The following is a 23,156-nucleotide window of genomic DNA, read 5'->3' on the forward strand; positions in this document are numbered from 1 at the left end:
TACTACATAAGAACAACCCGTGGAGACGCCAAATGCAACGCCACATCCTCACTCCTCTCGCCGTAGGCCTGGCCCTCGCTTTCAGCGGTGCCGCCTCTGCCGAAACCGTCCTTCGCGCCTCGCACCAGTTCCCCGGCGGACAGGGTGACGTACGCGACGAGATGGTCCAGCTGATGGCCGACAAGGTCGCCGAAGCCGATGTCGATCTGAAGATCGAGGTCTATCCCGGCCAGTCGCTGTTCAAGGCTAAAGAGCAGTGGGCGGCCCTGTCTCGCGGTCGCCTCGACATTACCGCCCTGCCGCTCGATTACGCCAGTGGCCGACACCCCGAGTTCTCCGCCACCCTGATGCCCGGCCTGGTGCGCAACCATGAGCACGCTCAGCGCCTCAACGATTCCGAGTTCATGGGCATGATCAAGGAGGTGATCCAGGAAGGCGGCGCTCGCGTGCTGGCGGACGCCTGGCTGGCCGGTGGCTTCGCCTCCACCGAGAACTGCATCACCTCGCCCGAGAGCGTCGACGGCCAGACCTTCCGCGCCGCCGGCCCCGCCTTCGAGCAGATGCTGGAAACCGCCGGCGCGTCGATCGCCTCGATGCCCTCCTCCGAGATCTACACCGCGCTGCAAACCGGCGTGCTGGACGCCGCCAATACCTCGTCGATGTCCTTCGTCTCGTACCGCATCTACGAACAGGTCGACTGCCTGACCGAACCCGGCGAACACGCCCTGTGGTTCATGTACGAGCCGATCCTGATCTCCGAGCAGGTCTGGCAGGGTCTCAATGAGGAGCAGCAGCAGGCCCTGACGGAGGCCGCCCAGGCCGCCGAGGAGTTCTTCGCCGCCGAGGCCGCCGGCCTCGACCAGCAGATGGTCGACGCCTTTAGCGAGAACGGCGTCGAGGTCGTCAGCATGAGCGAGGCGGATTACAACGCCTGGCTGGAGATCGCCAAGCAGAGTTCCTACAAGAACTTCGCCGAGAACGTCCCCAACGGACAGGCCCTCATCGACGCCGCCCTGGCCGTCGAGTGAAGCGGATTCGTTCAGCCATCGGCACCGGCCACAGCGGCCGGTGCCCCTGACTCCGGGAGGACGACATGGCCATGGCCAATACCCCACCTCTTGCCAGGCGCTTGCCGCTCGTCGCGGGCTACATTCGCCTGACGGACGGCGTTTCACGCTTCGCCGCCTACCTGGCTGCCGCCATGTTCATTGCCGGCGTGATGGCCATCTGCCACATGGTCTTCGTGCGCTACGTGCTAGGCATGAGTACCAGTTGGCAGACCGAGTTCACCGTGTTTTCAGTAACGGGCGCCATGCTCATGGGCAGCGCCTACGTGCTCATGACCGGCGGCCACGTTGCCATCACCATCTTGCCCGACCTGATGGGCGGCATCGGTCGACGGATCATGCTGTGGATCGCCTCGCTGTTCGGCCTGGCTTTCTGCGCGGCGCTGACTTACGGCAGCTGGCTCTACACCGCCGAGGCCTGGCACGGCCAGTGGACCACCGGCACGGTATGGAACCCGCCGCTGTGGCCGGCGCTGATCCCCGTCGCCGTGGGCACGACCCTGCTGACGCTGCAGTACGTCGCCGAAATACTGCGCGGAGAGAAGTGACATGGATCCCATTACCCTAGGCATCATCGTCGCCGTCGGTCTCGTCGTGCTGATGGCCATCGGCACGCCCATCGCCTTCGCCCTGGGCGGCGTCTCGCTGCTCGCCCTGCTCTACGACCGAGGGCTGCCTGAACTCACCTACTTCGGCGAAACCTTCTTCGAACGCATCGCCGAGTTCGGCTTCGTTGCCATTCCCATGTTCATCCTGATGGGCGCGGCGGTAGCATCGTCGCCGACCGGCCGCGATCTTTACCGTTCGCTGGACCTGTGGATGGGCCGCCTGCCTGCGCGGGCCTGGCGGTATCCAACATCGGCGCCTGCTCGATCTTCGCCGCCCTCTCCGGCTCCTCGCCGGCCACCTGTGCCGCCATCGGCAAGATGGGTATTCCCGAGATGCGCTCGCGCGGCTACCCCGACGGCGTCGCCGCCGGTTGCATCGCCGCCGGCGGCACCTTGGGCATCCTGATCCCGCCCTCGGTGACCATGATCATCTACGGCATCGCCAGCGAGACGTCGATCGGTCGGCTGTTCATTGCCGGCGTGGTGCCGGGCTTCATGCTGGCGGGGCTGTTCATGATCTGGACGGTGATCGCCTGCCGGATGGCAGGAGGCTACGCCAACCCGCTGGCCCAGGCCGCCAGCCAGATGAAAGAGACCGTCAAGGCCAACGTCGACACCAACATCAAGGCGCTGATCCGCGTGCTGCCCTTCCTCGCCGTGGTGGTGGGCATCCTGTTCGCGCTCTACGGCGGCGTGGCCACGCCCTCCGAAGCGGCGGGGGTGGGCGCCTTCCTGTGCCTGGCACTGGCCATCATCATCTACCGCATGTGGCAATTGGGGCCGCTCAAGCTGATCATGCGCGACTCGCTGCGCGAGAGCGTGATGATCATGCTGGTGATCGCCTGCGCCGAGGTGTTTGCCTACGCGCTCTCCTCGCTGTTCATCACCCAGACCGTGGCCGGCGCCATCGCCGACCTGGAGGTCAACCGCTGGGTGCTGATGGGCGTGATCAACCTGTTCCTGCTGGTCGCCGGCTTCTTCCTGCCGCCGGTGGCGGTGATCGTGATGACCGCGCCGATCCTGCTGCCGATCATCCTGTCCGCCAACTTCGACCCCTACTGGTTCGCGGTGATCCTGACCATCAACCTGGAGATCGGCCTGATCACCCCGCCAGTGGGTTTGAACCTGTTCATCATCAAGGGCATCGCGCCGGACATTTCGCTGCGCGACATTCTGATGGGGAGCCTGCCTTACGCGCTATGCATGGTGCTGGCCATCGTCCTGCTGTGCTTCTTCCCGGGCATTGCCTTGTGGCTACCCAACCTGATCATGGGCTGAAGAGAGTGGAATCATGAACATGACTTTCCTGCAGGAGCTGTTCAACAGCATCACCCAGCGCGATGCCCGGCTCTGGCGCCGGCAGGGCGAGCTTACCGCGCCCGACCACGCCCAGATGCTGGCGGCCTGCCGGGCGCTGCTGGAAAGCGACGGCGAGGCTTCGAGCATCAGCCTGGCCAGCCGCGCGCTATCCATGTACAACCGGCTGACGGAAGACGAACGCACCCGCTTCTTCGAGGGGCTGGCCAACGAATTCGCCGCCGACCCGGGGCGTATCGACGCGGCCTACGAGGCTTATCGCGAACGCCGCGATAACCCGAGCCTGCACGCCCTGTTCGATGCCTGCGAGCCGCGCCGACAGGAGCTGTTCCGGCGTCTCAACCTGGCCAGCAACGGCACTTACGAACTGGTGCGCATACGCGAGGGGCTGCTGGCCCGGTTGCGCGACCGGGACGCAGAAGGCAGGCAGGAGCTGGGCGCCATCGACGCCGACTTCGCCCACCTGTTCGGTTCCTGGTTCAACCGCGGCTTTCTGATGCTCAAGCGCATCGACTGGAATACCCCGGCCTCGATCCTGGAAAAGATCATTCGCTACGAAGCAGTACATGAGATCCGCGACTGGGACGACCTGCGCCGACGCCTCGACGCCCGCGACCGCCGCTGCTTCGCCTTCTTCCACCCCGCCATCGGCGACGAGCCGCTGATCTTCGTCGAGGTGGCGTTGTGCAAGGGCCTGCCCGACCGCATCCAGCCCATCCTGTCCGGCGAAAGTGCCGGCGAGCGCAGCATCGACGACCCCGAGGCCGCCGACGCCGCCGCCTTCTTCGGCATCAGCAACTGCCAGACCGGCCTGCGCGGCATCTCCTTCGGCAATTTCCTGATCAAGCAGGTAGTGCAGGAGCTCAAGCTGGAGCTGCCGCAGCTCAAGCACTTCGTCACGCTGTCGCCGGTGCCGGGCTTCGCCCACTGGCTCGCCGAGCAACGCAACGACGACGCGCTGCCCGACGAGCTGAGCCAGGTGCTGCACGAACTCGATGCCCCCGACTGGCATCTCGACCCGGCCCAGAGCGAACGCCTCAAGGCCGTGGTCAAGCCGCTTGCGGCCCGCTACCTGGTCGAGGAGAAGAACTCACGCGGCCTGCCGCTCAACCCGGTGGCACGCTTCCATCTGGGCAACGGCGCCGAGCTGCATCGCATCAACTGGCTCGGCGACACTTCGCTCAAGGGCGTGAAGCAGGCCGCCGGCCTCATGGTCAACTATCTCTACGTGCTCGACGACATCGAGCGCAATCATGAGAACTACACCGCCAACGCCACCGTGGTCTGCTCCAATGAAGTCCGCGATCTCAATCGCCGCGCCCGGAAAATGGCCAAGGGAGAGCCTGCCAAATGAGTCACAACCTCTTCGAAACCTTCGCCGCCCGCATGCGCGACCGCGGCGATGCCGATTTCATCACCACCCGCGAAGGCCGCCGCTACTCCTATCGCGACACCCTGGAGGCCAGCGCCCGCCTGGCCGGTGCCCTGGTCGAGCTGGGCGTGGCCCCCGGCGACCGGGTCGCGGTGCAGGTCGACAAGAGCCCCGAGGCGATCCTGCTCTACCTCGCCTGCCTGCGCATGGGCGGCGTCTACCTGCCGCTCAATACCGGCTATACCGCCGACGAAATCCGCTACTTCCTGACCGACGCCGAGCCGGCGCTGTTCGTGTGTCGCCCCGCCGCCCTCGAGGAGGCGCGCGAGGTGGCCAGAGAGAGCGGCTGTCCGGCGGTTGAAACGCTCGGCACCGATGCCGACGGCGGCCTGATGGCGCGCGCCGAGCGGGCCGAGCCGTACAAGGGTATCGAGCCGCGCGAAGACGACGATCTGGCGGCGATCCTCTACACCTCGGGCACCACCGGGCGCTCCAAGGGCGCCATGCTGACCCACCGCAACCTGGGCTCCAACGCCGCCACGCTGAAGGAGGCCTGGCGCTTCAGCGCCGAGGACCGCCTGATACATGCGCTGCCGATCTTTCATACCCACGGCCTGTTCGTCGGCTGCAACGTCACCCTGATGACCGGTTCGAGCATGCTGTTCCTGGCCAAGTTCGATGCCAACGTGATCTTCGAAGAGTTGCCCCGCGGCACGGTACTGATGGGCGTACCGACCTTCTACACCCGCCTGGTGGCGGACGAGCGGCTCACGCCCGAGGCTACCGCCAACATGCGCCTGTTCGTCTCCGGCTCGGCGCCGCTCACCGCCGAGACCCACCAGGCCTTCCAGGCCAGAACGGGACACGCCATTCTTGAGCGCTACGGCATGACCGAGACCAACATGAACCTCTCCAACCCCTACGACGGCGAGCGCCGTGCCGGCACCGTGGGCATGCCGCTGCCGGGGGTGGAGTATCGCATTACCGATCGCGAGACCCACGAAGTGGTGCCGCAGGGCGAAATCGGCATGCTCGAGATCCGCGGCCCCAACGTCTTCATCGGCTACTGGCGCATGCCCGAGAAGACCCGCGAGGAACTGCTCGAGGACGGCTTCTTCATCACCGGCGACCTGGCCATGACCGACGAGCAGGGCTACGTGCACATCGTCGGTCGCGACAAGGACCTGGTGATCTCCGGCGGCTACAACGTCTACCCCAAGGAGGTCGAGCAGGTCATCGACGAGCTGGAGGGCGTGGTGGAGTCGGCAGTGATCGGCCTACCGCATCCCGACTTCGGCGAGGGCGTAACCGCCGTGGTGGTGCCGGAGCCGGGCGCCGCGCTCAAGGAACAGCAGGTACTCGATCATCTAGAAGGGCGTCTGGCGAAGTACAAGCAGCCCAAGCGGGTGTTCTTTGCCGAGTCCTTGCCGCGCAACACCATGGGCAAGGTGCAGAAGAACGAGCTGCGCAAGCGCTACCAGGACACCTATCGCTGACGTAAGCCACACCAGGCGCGGCCGGCCGGAACACCAGCCGGCCGCGCCGCAGGCTGCACCCAGCGGCGCAATTATATTGAGAATGATTATCGTGAATGCTAGCCTGCTGCCATCTCAAGCGGAGTCACGGCGCCATGGCCAAGCAGAGCTATCGAGTTTTCGACATCACCCTTTCCCGCCGGACCCAGGTCAGCCCTTCGCTGGTCAGGTTCACCTTCACCGGCCCCGATGTATCGCGCATGGCCACCTACGCGCCGGATCAACGCATCAAGCTGTTCTTTACCACCGAGAGCGGCAGTCTCGATGCCCTGTTCTCCTGCATAGCAGGCGAGCCCGATGACTGGTACGCGGCCTATCGCGCCCTGCCCGACGACCTGCGCCCGCCGATGCGCACCTACACCATTCGCGAACTACGAGCAGCGCAGGGCGAGGTCGACGTCGAATTCGTGCTGCACGGCGACAAAGGCCCCGCCTCGCGCTGGGCCATGCATGCCCGGCCGGGCGAGCGTCTGGCCATGACTGCTCCGACCGCTGACGTGGAGAACGCCGGCGTGGGCTACGAATGGAAACCGCCCCGCGGCGTGAAGCGAATCCTGGTGGTGGCCGACGAAACCGCCCTGCCGGCGGCTGCCGGCATTCTGGAAGAGCTCGCCGTGCATGCCGATCGCCCGCAGGTGGAAGCCCTGATCGAAGTACCGCTGGGCGGCGATGCCCAGGCACTTCCTGCGTCGGCCAAGGTCAGCTGGCTGCCGCGCGATACCACGTCCGGCTGCGCCCATGGCGAGCGGCTGCTGCGCGCCGTGCGCGACATCGACCTGCGCGCCGAGGTCGCCCACCTGGGCGGCAAGCCCGAGGTCGTCGAAGCCCATGACGAGCCGGGCGATGAGCTGCTCTGGGAAGCCGCAACGGCCGACGACGGCGCCCCCTTCTACGCCTGGATCGCCGCCGAAAGCAAAGTGGCCCTGGGCATCCGACGCTACCTGGTCAACGAATGCGGGCTGCCCAAGCGCTATGTCAGCAGCATGGGTTACTGGCGCGAGGGCAAAGTGCTGGGCTGAGCGCCCCGCACGCCTCACGATAAAGGTAAAAACAAGACACCCGGACGCGGGCGAGCTAGCCTCATGAAACCGTAGGAACGGAAGCTAGGAGTCCTTTATGCCCAAGTGCATTACCTACTACTTCAGCCCGGTCTCGCCCTGGACCTACCTGGGCCATGCCCGTCTCGGCGAGATCGCCGCCCGCCACGGTGCCACGATCGACTACGTGCCGGTCACGGTCAGCGCGGTCTTCCCCAGGACGGGCGGGCTGCCGCTGCCCAAGCGCGCACCCGAACGCCAGGCCTATCGCCTGGCGGAGCTGCGACGCTGGCCGCGCCTACTGGGCGTGCCGCTCAACGTGGAACCGAAGTTTTTCCCTGCCGACGATCGCCCGGCGGCGCGCCTGGCGCTGACCGCCAAGGCCCGGGGCCACGACATCGCCGAGCTGACGCTGGCCATACTTCGGGCCTGCTGGGCCGAGGAGCGCGACATTGCCGACCTCGCCACGCTGGGCGAGATCGCCGACGCCTGCGGACTGGATGGCAAGGCGTTGCTGCAAGAGTCGGAAGAAGAGCCGGGCCATCAGCGCCTCGAGGATGCCTGCGAACAGGCTATTGGCGCCGGCTGCTTCGGCGTTCCCTGGTACGACGTCGAAGGGGAGCCATTCTGGGGCCAGGACCGACTCGACCTGGTGGAAAAGAAGCTGGCCGGCGAGCTGTGAGTCGAACCGTCATGCCTTCACTCAGCCCCCAGGGACTCGCCCTCGTCGACGACCTCGTCGAGCGCCACGATTTCAGTCGCGACGCCATTGCCCACATGGTATCGGCCGTGGCCGACGGTAATGGCCAGATGGCGATGTTCTCGCATCCCGAGTTCGGCGGCCCCGGCCAATGGATGCAGGGCGGCATGCTGATGCTGAGCGATCCTTTCAACCATGCCTTGAACGCTCGCGTGGATGCGCTATGCCACGAAATCGGGGATATGATAGGTGAGAAAGCGGGTGAGATGGTTGCTCCGCAGCCGGGCTGGCCCCTCGCGGAAGATAACACCGCCTGGTGGCCGGCGGAACTCGGCGCACCCAACGCGACCGGCGAACAGAACGGCTTGCGCTATGCCTACTTTGCCCAGGCTCGACGCCTCGTCGTGCAGACCGAAGAGGCCATCCAGGTCTATGACACCCTCGACCATCGCATCGGTGGGTTTGCCCAGCAGCAGGGAAGCCGGAGCCGGTTTACGCTGATCAGCCAGCACGGGCAAGTCGACCTGGCGAGCCTGCCGGTCATATCCACCGACAGGCGCCCGCCGAACTAGAAAGCGCTTTAGAGCACGAAAGGATCTAACGGCGTGCACGGCCCGAATGCGGCCTCGATGACCTCAGCAGCCTTCAGCACCAAGTCATCGCGAAAGCGGTCGGCATACAGCTGAACGGTCATCGGTGCGTTGTCGATCGGCCGGGTCGGCACCACCACAGCGGGGAAGCCGAGCAGATTGGCCGGAGTCACGAACCACTGCATGTCCAGCATCAGATCACTGCCGGCGGGCGTTGCGACATCGGCATCGTGCACGAACGGTGCCGATGGCCATACCGGCCCCAGAACGATCGGATACTCCGCAAAGAATGCCGCCCAGGCCCGGCCGAGGCGCGAACGCTCCTGATGCAGCGCGGCATGCGTCACGGTCGGATCGATCCTGGCGATAAGGGCATCCATGAGCATGGCGGCCTCGGCGCTGAGCACGGGGCGCATCGACTCGGCCGTGAGACTCAGGTCGGACATCTGGAATTGCGTCCAGAGATGGTTGATCAGCTCGATTTCCGGCGGTATCGCCTCCTCCACCTGATAACCGGCCGCCGCAAGCGCTTCGCCTGCCGCCCGTACGCTGGCGATGATGGCCGGCTCGATAACTGTGCCGGGCAGCGATGTCACCATGGCAACACGACGCGGGACTCGCGGGCCTTCCAGTGCCACCGTGACCGAGCGAGGGTCGCGCACGTGCTGCCCGTGGACCTGCCCCAGCACGAGCCTGAGATCGGCCACGCTGCGAGCGATGGGGCCATCGGTCAGCATCACCTGGGCACTCAGGTAACCGTCGCCGGCGCCACCGAAGGGAACGCGCCCCTGGGTCGGCTTCAATGCCGCGACACCGCAGCAGAACGCAGGATTTCTCAGTGACCCACCGATGTCATTGCCGATGCCGAGCGGCGACATACCGGACGCCACGGCCGAGCCTTCGCCACCACTGCTGCCCCCCGCGGTCAGCTGTGCGTTCCACGGATTGCGCGTCAGTCCCCTGAACGGGTTACTGGTGGAGACCCGCAGGCCCATTTCCGGCATGTTGGTGCGCCCTATGGGAATGGCGCCGGCGGCGCGCATCCGCTCGACCACCGGGGCATTCTGCTGTGGCAACGCATTGGCGTTTGCTGCCAGGCCGAAAGTGGTCGGGGTGCCGAGGCAATCGATATTCTCCTTTACCGTAATCGGCACCCCGTGCAGGGGCGGTAGATCGCGTTCCCCCATTTTTTTGCGACGTGCATCCGCCGCGCCCGCCGCCTCACGGGCCGACGTCTGCAGCATGACGGTGACGGCATTGAGCGCCGGATTGACCGCCTCGATCCGCGCCAGATGCGCATCGATCACCTCGCGGCTCGAGACTTCCCCGGTTCGAATGAGAGCCGCTAATGTCGTGGCCGACTGCCGCCAGAGATTCTGCGAACGGCCCGGGTCCTGGGGCGAAGAACGCTTGTTCATGATGTCACTTCCTTTGTGGCCGTGCCCCGGCAACTGAGGCGGCACGGGATGCGATCCTGCATCGTCAAGACGTGTTGGCTTAGGCGCGGCAAGTCGTCCGCAGAACCGCCGATAGTTGGCCCGCTGCTCAGCGGCGCCTCTTCCAGAGGATAGTCGCTCTAGCATTGACGGTACCTGTCTGGCGATTCGCTACGACCGCGCGAAGACAGCAGAAACGTGCAAACCGCCGCATGCCTGGGCAAGCCACGCCGGTGGCTACCTCTCATCATGAAGTCGACGAGTTCGGCATACCGACTCGATCACCCACCGGCACATGATAGGAGGCAATACCATGAAACTTCGCGTGCTCGCGCTCTTGTTAGCGCTGGCCATCATTCCGGGCGCGGCGTTCGCCGATCGTCCTTCTCCCGAGGATGGGCCCCTGATGACCCGGGCCACCGGCAGCACGACACCGTTGCTCAAACGCAGTTTCGACGAGCTGGATAGCGACCGCGACGGTCGGCTGTCACCTGCCGAGACCGCTCAGGTGTCTCTGCTCGATTCATTCTGGGAACTGGACCGCAACCGCGACGGATTTCTCAATCGTCAGGAGCATGACTATCACCCGAACTAATGGCTTGTTCCAGCCCCCCGGCAACGCGAGTGCCTGGCCACTCGCGTTGATAACTGGTGAGATTTTCCATCCCGCTCGCAGCATCGGGGAAGCGCTGGGCCTCGATGGTGGTGGCCTATACTTATGGGGTGCGTTAACCCAGGCCAAGCCCTCCGAGCGACGTTGACATCCAGCCGCACCCAGGACTTCCGACTCTATCGGAGCGATGTGATGCCCCCGCTTACGTCCAGGCTTCCCGAGGCACCGAGATCATTTCTCGAGATGCGAGAACGACTGGTTGAACTGCTTGATGACGCGGATGCAGCCTTGACCCGCGACCAACTTTCGGCACATGCCAGCCTCGCCCAGGCCCTTCTACTGCTCAGTCAGGCGTCATTGGAAACACAGCCGGAGTCAAGTCTTCATGGCGGGCTGGTCAATTGGCAGATCAAACGCGTGGTCACCTTCGTCGATGCGCACCTTGATGCGTCGATCCACGTAAAGGAACTCGCGCAGGAAGCGCGTCTGAGCCTCAGTCATTTTTCACACGCGTTCAAGCAGAGCTTCGGCGAGCCGCCGCTCGCCTACGTGACCCGACGCCGCCTGGCCCGGGCCTGCGACATGATGTTGGCCAGTGATGAACCGCTGTCCTGGATCGCGCATGAATGCGGCTTCTACGACCAGTCACACTTCACCCGGCACTTCCACCGCCGACTGGGCAACACCCCGCAGAACTGGCGGCGCCTGCACGCCCAAGGCCCGTTGGACTGAGCTGGCAGCCCCGGCCTGCTTGTCGCCGCAGCCAATGCCACGCCCCGCTATGTCGGCCTTTCCATCCCGAACAGGTCGGTCGTACGGGCATAGTCGCTGCCCGCCATGCGCCCGATGGGCTTGAGCGCCTCGACGCTCACGTGACGCCCGTTCCAGATGGCATCGTCGATGTGGATCGAGATCACCTCGGCCAGCACCAGGCAGCCCGCCATGGGCTGATCACCGAAGCGCAAGATCTCACGCAGCCGGCAGCCGAAGGCCACCGGGGCAGCCGCCACCCGCGGCACCGACAGCCCCGGCATGGCCAGCTTCTCCAGCCCCGCCAGGGCGAATTCGTCCTCCCCCGCCGGCAGGCTGGCGCTGGTGGCGTTCAGCGCTTCCACCAGCGCTTCGCCGCTGATGTGCACCACGCACTCCGGCACCTGCTCCAGGTTGCGGATGGTGTCCTTGGGCTGGCCTTCGCCGTTGAGCAGCGGCGAGAAGCCCAGCACCGGCGGCGCCACGCTGACCACGTTGAAAAAGGAGAACGGCGCCAGGTTGGTGTTGCCGTCGAGATCCTGGGTCGAGACCCAGGCGATGGGCCGCGGGCAGATCGCCCCACAGAACAGGCGATAGATGGCCCCGCTGCTCAGCGGTGCCTCTTCCAGCAGATAGTCGCTCATGGGCAGCCCTTGTTGCATTCGGTGACGGCCTTCCATCCTACACCCGTCGCGGAACCGCTCAATGCGTCAGCGCCAGCCCCGCCGCAATGACAGCAGACGCTTGATGAAGGGGAAGGCAACGCCGGTACCGAGTGGAACGTTCTCGTTATGTGCTGGTAGATGCGATAGGACGCCTCCCCCTGATCGCGAAAGACCCGGTCGGATTCGGCCAGATCGAACAGGGCGCTGGATGCCACCCCGATTACCAGGCGTTCGCTGAGATCGTAGGCCATGGTCTTCCTTGAGGGAGAAGTGCAACGCACGCTCTCCAGACCATGCCTCAGAGCTTTCGGCCAGACAAGCGCAAGCCGCCTGGCTCAGCGCGACCCAGCCCTCGGCTCAGTCCATCCGATGCTCGAAAACCTCCAGTACATGGGTAACCCTCTGCGCCTTGCCATCCCACACATAGCGGAAATGCGGACCCTGCACGGGGATGCTCAGCGCCGGCGGTCGGAATACCGCTGCGCACTCGTGCCCCGGCTGCCTGACGCTGTGGTAGAGAATGCCCCACGCCCCTTCCGCTCTCAGGCGCGAAGCGAACGCCTGCCCCTGGGGATAAGTGCCCGGGTCCGGGTCGTGCAGCTCGGGATACCCTTCACGCACGTCATGCAGCGCCTGGGTGATCGTGTTGATGTAGGTGCTCATGGTGATCTCGACGCTGCCCTCACGGGTTGCCGCCAGAAACTCGGCCATGTGAAAGCAGGTTTCGGCGATGGCCGCATCCAGCGTACTTGCGCAGTAGTAGACTCCGTAGCTGCCGTCGGTGAATCGCGATGGCCGGCCGATATGGGTAAAGGACGCCATGATGGGAGAGGAGCCGGGCCCCGCAACCCGATCATGGGGCGGCACACGGTTCAACTGCCCGGCCTCCTCGAGCAATCTGTCGTTGGTCATCGCCTCTATCGCGAAGGCCAATTCCAGGTCTTCGGCATCCAGAGTGTCCTCGAACACGGCGATGGGCGGGTAGGCGCTGTTGATGATGCGATAAGCATTGCGCCACGCCGGCAGGTAGGTCGCCGGCCCGCTCACCCCCGAACGCCATCCAGATAGCGACGGGTGTCAGCCAGGTCGACGACGCGCCCGTGCAGCATGTACTCGAGTGCCGACTGGCCATTGAATGGCGCTGCGGTATTCGCCTTGTGCACCCACTCGTAGGCCTTGTCGGGGCTGCTGCTGAAGAGGATACGCAGCGCCTTGTGAATCCCCATGAGGTAGGAGATTCGCTCCAGGGTGTCGTGGGGCAGCCGCACCTGGGGAAGCTTCTTGTACTTGTGGTAGGTGGTATTACCGATGCCGCCCAGCAGTATGCGCTGTTGGGCCGGTGAACAACCCCACAGCTGCATGATGTTGAAGAAGAACTTCAATGCGACGCGACCGGCTTCGGGGCTGGCCGTATCGGGGCGCTCGGGCAGCTGTTCTGCGTTCATGGAATTGCTCCTGCAATACAACGATTCACATGTGGATTATAGATAACTTTTAATTCTTATACGGATCTGGTCTCATCGACGCGTTTATCCGCCTTATGTTTTACGGCACCATGAGGGCTCGCCAGATTTCCTGAGCAAGGACCCGCCATGCCGTTCGCCTCCCCCCAGGAGAATACCCTCACCCCCGGCTTCATGGTCGTTCACGGCAACCGCCTGGAGGATCTGCGCGGCGTGGCGGTGGAGTGGATGAAGCGCCACCCGCTCGCGCCGCTGGAGAACGAGACGATCCTGGTGCAGAGCAACGGCATCGGCCAGTGGATGAAGCTGGCGCTGGCCGCCGACGAGGCCGATAGTGGCAGCGGCATCGCCGCCGCGCTCGACGTCACCCTGCCGGCGCGCTTCCTGTGGCAGGCCTACCGCGCCGTGCTCAACCACGTGGAAGGCGACCTCAACGCGGTGCCGGCGACCTCGCCCTTCGACAAGTCGCACCTGATCTGGCGGCTGCTGCGCCTGTTGCCGGAATTGATGCCGCGCGACGAATTCGCCCCGCTGCGCCGCTTCCTCGAAGGCGACAGCGACTTGCGCAAACACCACCAGCTTGCCGAGCGGCTGGCCGACCTGCTCGACCAATACCAGGTGTACCGCGCCGACTGGCTCGAGGCCTGGGCCCGCGGCGAGGACGTGCTGGTCTCCGCTCGCGGCCAGGCCCAGGCGCTTCCCCACACCCAGCGCTGGCAGCCCGCCCTGTGGCGCGCACTGATCGAGGACGTAGGCGACGACGGCGTAGCCTCCAGCCGCGCCATGGTGCACCGGCGTTTTCTCGAGGCCTCACGCTCGCTCGATTGCGACAACCGCCCCGCCGGCCTGCCGCGGCGGGTGATGGTGTTCGGCATCTCCTCGCTGCCTCAGCAGGCGCTGGAAGCGCTGGCCGCCGTGGCCCGCTGCAGCCAGGTGGTGCTGTGCGTGCACAACCCCTGCCAGCACTACTGGGCCGACATCATCGAGCACAAGGACCTGCTCCGCGCCGCGCGCTACCGCCAACAGCGCAAGCAGGGCATGCCCGCCCGGCTCGACGTGCTCGGCGATGGAGATGGCGAAGAGAGTCTTCACCTGTACGCCCAGCCGCTGCTGGCCGCCTGGGGCAAGCAGGGCCGCGACTACCTGCGCCTGCTCGACGAGCACGACGACGCCCAGCAGTACGAGCGCCTGTTCACTGCCGATTCGCTGCGCATCGACCTGTTCGAGCCCTTCGTTCGCGAAGGGGAAGGCTGCCTGCTACAGCAATTGCAGGACGACATCCGTGAGCTGCGTCCGCTGCACGAGACCCGCGAGACCTGGCCGGCGGTGGACTCGAGCCGCGACGACTCCATCGTCTTCCATGCCGCCCACAGCCCCCAGCGCGAAGTGGAGATACTGCACGACCAGCTGCTCGCCGCCTACAGCGCCGACCCGAATCTCAAGCCGCGCGACATCATCGTGATGGTGCCGGACATCGACCACTACGCCCCGCACGTGCAAGCGGTTTTCGGCCAGTTGGAACGCGACGACCCGCGCTACATCCCCTTCACGCTCTCCGACCAGGGCAGCCGCCACCGCCTGCCGCTGCTGATCGCGCTGGAGAAGCTGCTGCGCCTGCCGGAGCTGCGCCTCTCGGTGAGCGACCTGCTCGACCTGCTCGACGTCCCCGCCCTGCGCGCACGCTTCGGCATCCAGGAAGACGACGTACCCACCCTGCGCCGCTGGATCGAGGGCGCCGGCATCCGCTGGGGACTCAACGCCGGCCAGCGCGGCAGCCTCGACCTGCCCGCCGGCATGGAGCAGAACACCTGGGCCTTCGGCCTGCGCCGGCTGCTGCTGGGCTACGCCGTGGGCGAGGCCACCAGCGGCCCGTGGCAGGGCATCGAACCCTTCGACGACATCGGCGGGCTGGAGGCGGCGCTGGCTGGCCCCCTGGCCGCGCTGCTGGAAACGTTGGAAACACAGTGGCGCAGCCTGCGCGAACCTTCCGACGTGAGCGGCTGGGTGCAGCGCCTGCGCGACCTGCTTGAAGCGAGCTTTCTCACCGACGCCCCCGAAGACAGCCTGATGCTGGCCCAGCTCGAACAGAAGCTGCAGGAGTGGCAGGAGAGCGCCGAGGAGGCCGGACTGACCCGCGAGCTTCCGCTGTCCGTGGTACGCGAGCACTGGCTGGGGCAGATCGACGAGCCGAGCCTGTCGCAGCGCTTCATGGCCGGCGCGGTGAACTTCGCCACGCTGATGCCGATGCGCGCCATCCCCTTCAAGCGCGTCTGCCTGCTGGGCATGAACGACGGCGACTACCCGCGCAGCCAGCCGCCGATGGATTTCGACCTGATGAACGGCGACTACCGCCCCGGCGACCGCTCGCGCCGCGAGGACGACCGCTACCTGTTCCTCGAAGCGCTGCTCTCCGCCCGCGAGCAGCTCTACGTCAGTTGGGTGGGACGCAGCATCGTCGACAACAGCGAGAAACCGCCCTCGGTGCTGGTCGGCCAGCTGCGCGACCACCTCCAGGCCGGCTGGCACATCGCAGACAATGAAGAACGCGACGGCAGCGGCCTGCTCGACGCTCTTACCACCGAGCACCCGCTGCAGCCGTTCAGTCGCACCTACTTCCCCACCGAAGCGCAGCAAACCGAGCGCGACGTGGCGGCCCGGCGACTGTTCACCTACGCCCACGAATGGCGCGCTGTGCATGGTGAAGTGGCTGCGGAGGAGGCGCCCCTTGAACTGGGTGAATTCAAACAAGAGAGCCCGCTGACGCTTATCCAGCTCGGCAATTTTCTGCGCGACCCGGCCCGCGCCTTCTTCACCACCCGCCTCAAGATCTTTCTTGAGCGCGAAGACATCGTCAGCCTCGACAACGAACCCTTCGACCTTGACGGCCTCGCCAACTGGCAGCTGCAGGATCTGCTGATTCGCGAGCAGCGCCGCGCCGTAGACGAAGGCCGCGAGCGCATGCCCGCCATGCTCGACACCCTCGACCGCCTGCAGGGCCAAGGCGTACTGGCCATGGGCGCCTTCGGTGAGCGCATGCGCGAACAGCTCACAGAACCGATGGAAGCGCTGTTCGAAGCCTACGAGGAAGCCCTGGAAACGTGGCCCCATGCCATCGACGAGCCCGAGCCGGTGCAGCTCAGCATGCCCGGGGCTCCACCTATTGAGGATTGGCTCGATGAGCTGCGCGTGAGCGAATCAGGCGAGCGCTGCCGCCTGGTGCTCACCAGCAGCAGCTTGGTCAAGAAAGGCAAGTACCGCTGGTCGCACATCCTGCGCCACTGGGTCGCGCACCTGGCCGGGCACCTGAACGACAAGCCCATGACCACACTGCTGATCTCCAAGGCCGGCCACGTCACCCTGCCGCCGCTCGACCCGGAAGCCGCCCGTGGGCACCTGCGAGAGATCCTCAAGACCTGGCAGGCCGGCATGCAGGTGCCGCTACCGCTCGCCTGTGACACCGCCTTCGTCTGGCTGAGCAAGCTGGGAACGCCTGACACCGAGCGCGACAGCGACGCCTGGCGCGCCGCCGCCAGCACCTACTACGGCGACGACTTCAACGCCGGCGAGGCGGGTCGCAACGCCTACCTCGCCCACCGCTGGCCGAGTTTCACCGCCCTGTATGAAGCCCGCCAGGACAAGCTCGGCTTTGCCGAACTCACCGAACGCCTGCTCGCCCCGGTGCACCTGGCCGTCAAAGGCGACAAGAAAGAAGAAGGGAAGGGCAAAGAAGGAAGAGGGAAGACAACGGGGAGCCAGGCATGAGCGACGTCTCTCAACTGAATCCGCTCGATTTTCCTCTGCACGGCAGTCGCCTGATCGAGGCGAGTGCGGGAACGGGCAAGACCTTCACCATCGCCCTGCTCTACGTGCGCCTGGTTCTCGGCGCCCGCTCGGAGGCCGACGACGCCGCATTCGAGCGCCCGCTCACGCCGCCCGAGATCCTTGTCGTTACCTTCACCAATGCCGCTACCCAGGAGCTGCGCGAGAGGATTCGCGCGAGGCTGGTGGAAGCTGCAGATGTCTTCCTAAAAGAAGCGGCTCCCAAGGCTGACGCCGGATCAGCCCCGACACAACAAGATCCGCTGCTACTAGCACTGCGTGATCAATACGATCCCGCCACTTGGCCCGCCTGCGCCCGGCGCCTGCAGCTCGCCGCCGAATGGATGGACGAGGCCGCCGTCTCCACCATCCACAGCTGGTGCTACCGCATGCTGCGCGAGCACGCCTTCGACAGCGGCAGCCTGTTCTCGCTCGACCTGGAAAACGACCAGACCGAGCTGGAACTCGACGTGGTGCGCGACTACTGGCGCAGCTTCTACTACCCGCTGAACCTCGACGAGTTGGCCACCGTGGTGCGCCACTGGAGCACGCCCGAACAGCTGCACACTGCCGTGCGCGGGCTGATGCCCGAAGCGGAAGCGCTGAACAAGGGCGCCCCGCCCCCCGCCGAAACGGTCGCCAACGCCCAGCATGAAACCGTCGAGCGCCTGGCCCAGCTCAAGGCCCCCTGGCCCGCATGGTTGGACGAGTGCGAGGCGCTGTTCGAGGAAGCCGCCCAGCAGAAGGCCTTCAAGGGCCAGAGCTTCAACGCCAAGAGCCGTGCCAACTGGCTCGGCGCGCTGCGCGAATGGTGCCAAGGCGAGGCCACCTGGCCAGGCCTGACCGATGCCGCCTGGAAGCGCCTCACGCCCCAGGGCATGGCCGATATCTGGCTCAAGGGCGAGCCGCCGAACCACCCGGCGCTGGCCGCACTGGAAGCACTGCAGGACGAACTTCGCGCCCTGCCCGACCCCTACGCCGACTTGCTTACTCATGCCGTGCACTGGTGCCGCGCGCGGCTCGACCGCGAGCAGGAACGCCGTGCCGAAATGGGCCCCAACGAGCTGCTCACGCACCTCGACCGTGCGCTCACCGGCCCCAACTGCGAGGCGCTGGGCGCACAGATCCGCCGCCAGTTCCCGGTCGCCCTGGTTGATGAATTCCAGGACACCGACCCGGTGCAGTACCGCATCTTCGACTGCGTATACCGCATCCGCGAAAACCGCCGCGAGTGTGGAGTCTTCCTGATCGGCGACCCCAAGCAGGCGATCTATGCCTTCCGCGGCGCCGACATCTACACCTACCTGCGCGCCCGCCGCGACACCCAAGGCCGCCACGTCACCCTGGGCACCAACTTCCGCTCCAGCAGCGAGATGGTCGAATCGGTGAACCGCTGCTTCGCATTCGCCGAGGCGCACCCGCCCGGTGCGTTTTTGTTCAACTCGCCCCAGGGAAACCCCGTACCGTTTCTGCCCGTCGGCGCGAAAGGGCGCAAGGACTCACTCACCCGCCAGGGCACCCCGTTGCCGGCCATGACCCTGTGGCAGCTCGATAGCGACGAGCCGCTCTCCAAGACCGCCTATCACGGCGTGATGGCCGAGCGCTGCGCCTCCTATATGGTCGAACTGCTCAACGAGGGGCAAGCGGAGCGAACTGGCTTCCAGGGTGAAAGCACCTTCAAGCCACTCAAGCCCTCCGATATGGCGGTGCTGGTCAACGGCCTGGGCGAGGCGCGGGCGATTCGCCAGGCGCTGGCCCGGCGCGGGGTGAAGAGCGTCTACCTCTCCGACAAGGACAAGGTGTTCGCCTCGCCGGTCGCTGCCCAGCTCGACGCCTGGCTGCGTGCCTGTGCCGAACCCGAGGATGACAGATTGCTGCGCACCGCCCTGGCCTCCCCGGTGCTGGGGCTCGATATCGCCACCTTGGATCGGTTGAACGAGGATGAGCTGGCCTGGGAAAGCCGCGTACTGCAGTTCCGCGACTACCATCGCCTATGGCAGCGCCAGGGCGTGCTGCCGCTGGTGCGCAAGATCATCCACGACTTCGACGTGGCCACGCGGCTGCTTTCGAGCGGGCCCGTCAGCGAGGGTGAGCGCTTCCTAACGGATCTCCTTCACTTAGGCGAACTGTTGCAGCACGCCAGCCAGGAGCTCGACGGCGAGCACGCACTGATCCGCTTTCTCGCCGAATCCATCGCCCACCCCGAAGGCCAGGGCGACACCCACAAGCTGCGCCTGGAGAGCGATGCCGACCTGGTGCAGGTCATCACCATTCACAAGTCCAAGGGGCTGGAGTACCCGCTGGTGTTCCTGCCCTTCATCTGTAGCCACCGCCCGACGAAGAAGGACGACTCGCCGCTGCGCTGGCACGACGCCGAAGGCCGGCTGCGCATCAGCCTGGAGGCCGACGAGGAGACCCTGGCCACCGTCGACCGCGAACGCCTGGGCGAGGACCTGCGTAAGCTCTACGTAGCCCTGACCCGTGCGCGCCACGCTACCTGGCTCGGCATGGCGCCGCTCAAGGGCGGCGAAGGCAGCGCCATCGGCCAATTGCTGGCCAACGGCGAGCCGTTGAGCCCGACAGGTTTCGCCAGTGCGCTCACCCAGCTCAAGAGCGACTGCGCCGCCATCGAGATCGCCCCGGCGCCATCGGCCCACGCCCAGATCGTCACCCAGACAGAACGAGAGACCAGCCTCGGCGAAGCACGCACACCCATGCGCCCCGCCCGCGAGCAATGGTGGATCGCCAGCTATTCAGCGCTGCGCCTCTCGGGAGAAATGGTAAGCGCCCCAGTAAGGGCTGACTTACCGCCGAGCCCGCATGAAAGCGAAGCGCAGCGAAACGGCAACCTGCCCGAGCCGGCCACCGCCATGGAAGCCACGGCGTTGGAAGTGATCGAAGAGCCGCACGACAGCGGCCAGAGCGAACCGCTGCCCTCTCTGCACAGGTTTCCCCGCGGGCCCGAGCCCGGTACGTTTCTACATGGCATTCTCGAGTGGGCCGGCGAGCACGGCTTTGCCCGCGTTGCCCGCGACCCCGCCCTGCGCGAGGAGACCCTGGCCCGGCGCTGCCAGGTGCGCGGCTGGCAGCCGTGGCTGAATACCCTGCACGCCTGGTTCGGCACCCTGCTCGCCGCCCCGCTGCCGCTGCCCAATGGCGCGGGCAGCCTTACGCTCGAAACGCTGACGAGCTACCAGGTGGAGATGGAGTTCTGGTTCGCCTCGCGCCAGGTCGACACCCGCCGGCTGGACGCCCTCGTAAGTGCTTACACACTCCCCAGCCCGGATGGCAGCTCAGGCGCCAGCCTGCCGCGCCCCGCGCTGGATGCCGACACCCTCAACGGCATGCTCAAGGGCTTCATCGATCTGGTGTTCGAGCACGAAGGGCGCTACTACGTGGCCGACTGGAAATCGAACCACCTGGGGCCGGACGACAGCGCCTACAGCCCCGAGGCGATGCGCCAGGCGGTGGCCGAGAAACGCTACGACCTGCAGTACGCGCTCTACCTGCTAGCCCTGCACCGGCTGCTCAAGGCGCGCCTGCCGGAGTACGACTACGACCGCCACATCGGTGGCTCGCTTACCGTCTTCCTGCGTGGCGCCAATGCCGAGAGCCGCGGCGTGCACGCCGAGCGCCCCCCGCGCCAATTGATCGAAGCGATGGACGCGCTGTTCCAGGGCGACGCCCGAGCGGCGAGCGCCGCCACCCAGGCAACGGAGGCGCCGGCATGAGCAAGCGCAGCAAGCACCACGACGACGCCACCCCCGACCTGTTCGCCGATCTCGGTGAGGAATCAGCAGGCGACGCACCCGACAAGAGCGAACCTGCCAAGCCGGAACTGCCCCAAGCCGCGCAGGGCAACGTAAAAACCGCGCTTCACGACACCCAAGCGCTGTTCGCCCTGCTCGACCGCTGGGTGGAGCGCAGCTGGCTGCGCGCGCTGGACCGCGCGCTGGCCAGCTTCTTCCAGCGCGAGGTGAGCGACGCCCCTCCCCTGCTGCTGCTCGCCGCCGCCCTTGCCAGCCATCAGCTGGGCCGCGGCCATGTTTGCCTCGACCTCGCCCAGACCTTGGCCGCTCCCGACTTGGCGCTCTCGCTACCGCCGGAAGGCGACGACCTGAGCGACCCGCCACCGCTGCCCAGCGACCTGCTGGCAGGGCTGGAACTCGCCACCTGGCGCGACGCCCTGAACCACCCCGCCCTGGTGGCCGACGGTAGTGGTCCAGGCAACACTCCGCTGGTGCGCAGCGAACACGACGGCAACGTGCGGCTCTACCTACGTCGCTACTGGCAGTACGAGCAGGACATTCGCGGGCTGATCGGTTCCCGGCTCGAGGCTCCCGCTCAGGCAGAAGCCGACACCGCCACCCTGCCCCGGGCGCTGGCCGCACTGTTTCCCCAAAGCCATGCGCTCGACTGGCAGCAGGCCGCCTGTGCACTGGCCAGCCGCTCTCGCTTCGCGGTGATCACCGGCGGCCCAGGTACCGGCAAGACCACTACCGTGGTCAAGCTGCTCGCCCTGATCCAGGCGCTGGCCCTGGGCGAAACCACACAACCCGGCTCAGGTGCCCCGCGCCCGCTGCGCATCCGCCTGGCCGCCCCCACCGGCAAGGCCGCCGCACGGCTCAACGAATCCATCGCCAAGCAGGTGAATGCGCTCAAGCTAGAGGGCCTGGTCGATGCGACAGGTCTTACCGCTCAGCTTGAGCGCGTAGCGAGCGAAGACGAGACAAGGCGGAGCCCGACGAAAACGCGGAGTTTACGGGACGTAAATGAGCAGTTTGAGGAGGACTCCAACGCCGTATCGTCGAGCGCAGTAGCGCTGCTCCAAAACAGCATTCCCACCGAAGTCACCACGCTGCACCGCCTGCTGGGCTCGCGACCGGACACTCGCCACTTTCGCCACCACGCCGGCAACCCGCTGGCGCTGGACGCCCTGGTGATCGACGAAGCCTCGATGGTGGATATCGAGATGATGGCCGCCGTGCTCACCGCCCTGCCGCCCAGGGCGCGGCTGATCCTGCTCGGCGACAAGGACCAGCTCGCCTCGGTGGAAGCCGGCGCCGTACTCGGCGACCTGTGCCAGCGCGCCGAAGGCGGCCACTACACCCCGGCCACCTGCGACTGGCTGGAACGCGTGATCGGCATGCCGATACCCGAACGATACTGCGACGAAGCAGGGCAGCCGCTGGACCAGGCCATCGCCATGCTGCGGGTAAGCCACCGCTTCGATGCGAAAAGCGGCATCGGCCAGCTCGCCGAGGCGGTCAATCGCCCACTTGGTTCCGATCATGGTCAGAAGGAAAAGAAACGCGCCGTACGCCAGATCTTCCAGAAGGATTACGCCGATATCGCCCGCCTCGCCCTGGCGGACGCCGACGATCCGGCGCTGGACCGCCTGGTGGTAAACGGCAACCCGGCCGGTTTCGCCAACAGCGGTGAAGGCCGACACGACCGCCGCGGCGAACCCATCGCCCCGCCGGTCGGCTACAGCCACTACCTGGAAGTGATGAAATCAGCGCGCCCCGCGCAGCCCTACTTCGGCGAAGGCGAAGCCCGCCAGCCCTATGACGACTGGGCGCGCCAGGTGCTCGCCGCCCACGGCCACTTCCAGTTGCTGTGCGCCCTCCGGAAAGGCCCCTGGGGCATACAAGGACTGAACCCGCGCATCGGCCGCGCGCTGCGCCGCGCCGACTGGCTCAAGGCCAGCGACCTGGAGCTGGAACAGGGCTGGTTCGAAGGCCGCCCGGTGCTCGTCACCCGCAACGACTACGGCCTGGGGCTGATGAACGGCGATATCGGCATCACCCTCGCCGTACCCGAAGCCCGCAGCGTCATTGATTCGCCCGGCAGCACCCTGCTACGCGTCGCCTTCCCGGCCAGCGACGGCAGCGGTAACATCAAGTGGGTGCTGCCCAGCCGCCTGCAGGCGGTGGAGACCGTGTTCGCCATGACGGTACACAAATCCCAGGGCTCTGAATTCACTCACACCGCCCTGCTGCTCCCCGACGCCCCCAACCCCATCCTCACCCGCGAGCTGGTCTACACCGGCATCACCCGCGCACGGGACTGGCTCACGCTGGTGGAGACGGGGCGCGGCATGCTGGATGAAGCGGTGACGAGGGAGGTGGTCAGGGTGAGTGGGTTGGGGAGGTTGTAATAAAGCCCAAGGGGTGTCCTGAAA

General features: G+C 66.1%; 17 protein-coding genes and 1 pseudogene. 13 read left to right on the plus strand and 5 right to left on the minus strand.

All coding sequences use genetic code 11. The annotated features are described in order from the left end of the window. Positions 1–32 precede the first annotated feature (32 nt). The 8 genes and pseudogenes from dctP to HNO52_RS16720 all read left to right on the plus strand — a co-directional run bounded on the left by dctP (position 33) and on the right by HNO52_RS16720 (position 8,208). Entirely contained in the window at positions 33–1,028 is a 996-nt protein-coding gene (dctP, locus tag HNO52_RS16685) for a TRAP transporter substrate-binding protein DctP (protein WP_197566361.1), read from the plus strand. Between the two features lie 65 nt (positions 1,029–1,093). Next, a complete protein-coding gene (locus HNO52_RS16690; protein ID WP_197566362.1) occupies positions 1,094–1,615 on the plus strand; it encodes a TRAP transporter small permease subunit in 522 nt (173 codons plus the stop codon). Position 1,616: 1 nt separating this feature from the next. Then, positions 1,617–2,953 (plus strand): annotated as a pseudogene (locus HNO52_RS16695) (TRAP transporter large permease). A gap of 13 nt (positions 2,954–2,966) precedes the next feature. Beyond that, positions 2,967–4,346 (plus strand): malonyl-CoA decarboxylase, encoded by a 1,380-nt coding sequence (locus HNO52_RS16700; RefSeq protein ID WP_197566363.1) that lies wholly within the window; start codon positions 2,967–2,969, stop codon positions 4,344–4,346. Further along, positions 4,343–5,860, plus strand: coding sequence for a malonate--CoA ligase (locus tag HNO52_RS16705; protein ID WP_197566364.1), 1,518 nt, complete (start codon positions 4,343–4,345; stop codon positions 5,858–5,860). Before HNO52_RS16700 ends, HNO52_RS16705 begins: the two co-directional genes overlap by 4 nt. 134 nt (positions 5,861–5,994) lie before the next feature. Beyond that, complete coding sequence (locus HNO52_RS16710; protein ID WP_197566365.1) at positions 5,995–6,918, plus strand: siderophore-interacting protein; 924 nt, start codon at positions 5,995–5,997, stop codon at positions 6,916–6,918. Positions 6,919–7,015: 97 nt separating this feature from the next. Beyond that, complete coding sequence (locus HNO52_RS16715; RefSeq protein ID WP_197566366.1) at positions 7,016–7,618, plus strand: 2-hydroxychromene-2-carboxylate isomerase; 603 nt, start codon at positions 7,016–7,018, stop codon at positions 7,616–7,618. An 11-nt stretch (positions 7,619–7,629) separates the two neighbouring features. Next, positions 7,630–8,208, plus strand: coding sequence for an SHOCT domain-containing protein (locus HNO52_RS16720; RefSeq protein ID WP_197566367.1), 579 nt, complete (start codon positions 7,630–7,632; stop codon positions 8,206–8,208). Between the two features lie 8 nt (positions 8,209–8,216). Here the strand turns inward: HNO52_RS16720 and HNO52_RS16725 are convergent, their stop codons facing one another. Then, positions 8,217–9,644, minus strand: a complete 1,428-nt coding sequence (locus HNO52_RS16725) for an amidase (RefSeq protein WP_197566368.1) — start codon at positions 9,642–9,644, stop codon at positions 8,217–8,219. 331 nt (positions 9,645–9,975) lie between these two features. Between HNO52_RS16725 and HNO52_RS16730 the strand changes: the two genes are divergently transcribed. Together HNO52_RS16730 and HNO52_RS16735 are read left to right on the plus strand one after the other, a co-directional pair. Beyond that, entirely contained in the window at positions 9,976–10,257 is a 282-nt protein-coding gene (locus HNO52_RS16730; protein WP_197566369.1) for an EF-hand domain-containing protein, read from the plus strand. A gap of 261 nt (positions 10,258–10,518) precedes the next feature. Beyond that, positions 10,519–11,007 (plus strand): helix-turn-helix domain-containing protein, encoded by a 489-nt coding sequence (locus HNO52_RS16735; protein ID WP_197566370.1) that lies wholly within the window; start codon positions 10,519–10,521, stop codon positions 11,005–11,007. A 47-nt stretch (positions 11,008–11,054) separates the two neighbouring features. Here HNO52_RS16735 and HNO52_RS16740 read toward each other — a convergent pair whose 3' ends face one another. The 4 genes from HNO52_RS16740 to HNO52_RS16755 form a co-directional block, all read right to left on the minus strand. Next, positions 11,055–11,669 (minus strand): flavin reductase family protein, encoded by a 615-nt coding sequence (locus HNO52_RS16740; RefSeq protein WP_197566371.1) that lies wholly within the window; start codon positions 11,667–11,669, stop codon positions 11,055–11,057. Further along, positions 11,666–11,941, minus strand: coding sequence for a 5'-nucleotidase (locus HNO52_RS16745; protein WP_197566372.1), 276 nt, complete (start codon positions 11,939–11,941; stop codon positions 11,666–11,668). The genes HNO52_RS16740 and HNO52_RS16745 overlap by 4 nt, the downstream gene beginning before the upstream one ends. Positions 11,942–12,047: 106 nt before the next feature. After that, positions 12,048–12,737, minus strand: a complete 690-nt coding sequence (locus tag HNO52_RS16750) for an RES family NAD+ phosphorylase (protein ID WP_197566373.1) — start codon at positions 12,735–12,737, stop codon at positions 12,048–12,050. Then, positions 12,734–13,135, minus strand: a complete 402-nt coding sequence (locus HNO52_RS16755) for an MbcA/ParS/Xre antitoxin family protein (protein WP_197566374.1) — start codon at positions 13,133–13,135, stop codon at positions 12,734–12,736. Before HNO52_RS16755 ends, HNO52_RS16750 begins: the two co-directional genes overlap by 4 nt. Before the next feature lie 147 nt (positions 13,136–13,282). Between HNO52_RS16755 and recC the strand changes: the two genes are divergently transcribed. From recC to recD, 3 genes are read left to right on the plus strand one after another with little or no spacing between them, the layout of a single operon-like run. Further along, a complete protein-coding gene (gene recC, locus HNO52_RS16760; RefSeq protein ID WP_197566375.1) occupies positions 13,283–16,915 on the plus strand; it encodes an exodeoxyribonuclease V subunit gamma in 3,633 nt (1,210 codons plus the stop codon). After that, the gene (gene recB, locus HNO52_RS16765; RefSeq protein ID WP_197566376.1) at positions 16,912–20,703 is read left to right on the plus strand and encodes an exodeoxyribonuclease V subunit beta; all 3,792 of its coding nucleotides are present in this window, start codon (positions 16,912–16,914) and stop codon (positions 20,701–20,703) included. The genes recC and recB overlap by 4 nt, the downstream gene beginning before the upstream one ends. Further along, complete coding sequence (recD, locus tag HNO52_RS16770; protein WP_197566377.1) at positions 20,700–23,132, plus strand: exodeoxyribonuclease V subunit alpha; 2,433 nt, start codon at positions 20,700–20,702, stop codon at positions 23,130–23,132. Before recB ends, recD begins: the two co-directional genes overlap by 4 nt. Positions 23,133–23,156: the final 24 nt, after the last annotated feature.

The sequence above is a fragment of the Halomonas sp. MCCC 1A13316 genome (assembly GCF_014931605.1).
GTDB lineage: Bacteria > Pseudomonadota > Gammaproteobacteria > Pseudomonadales > Halomonadaceae > Halomonas.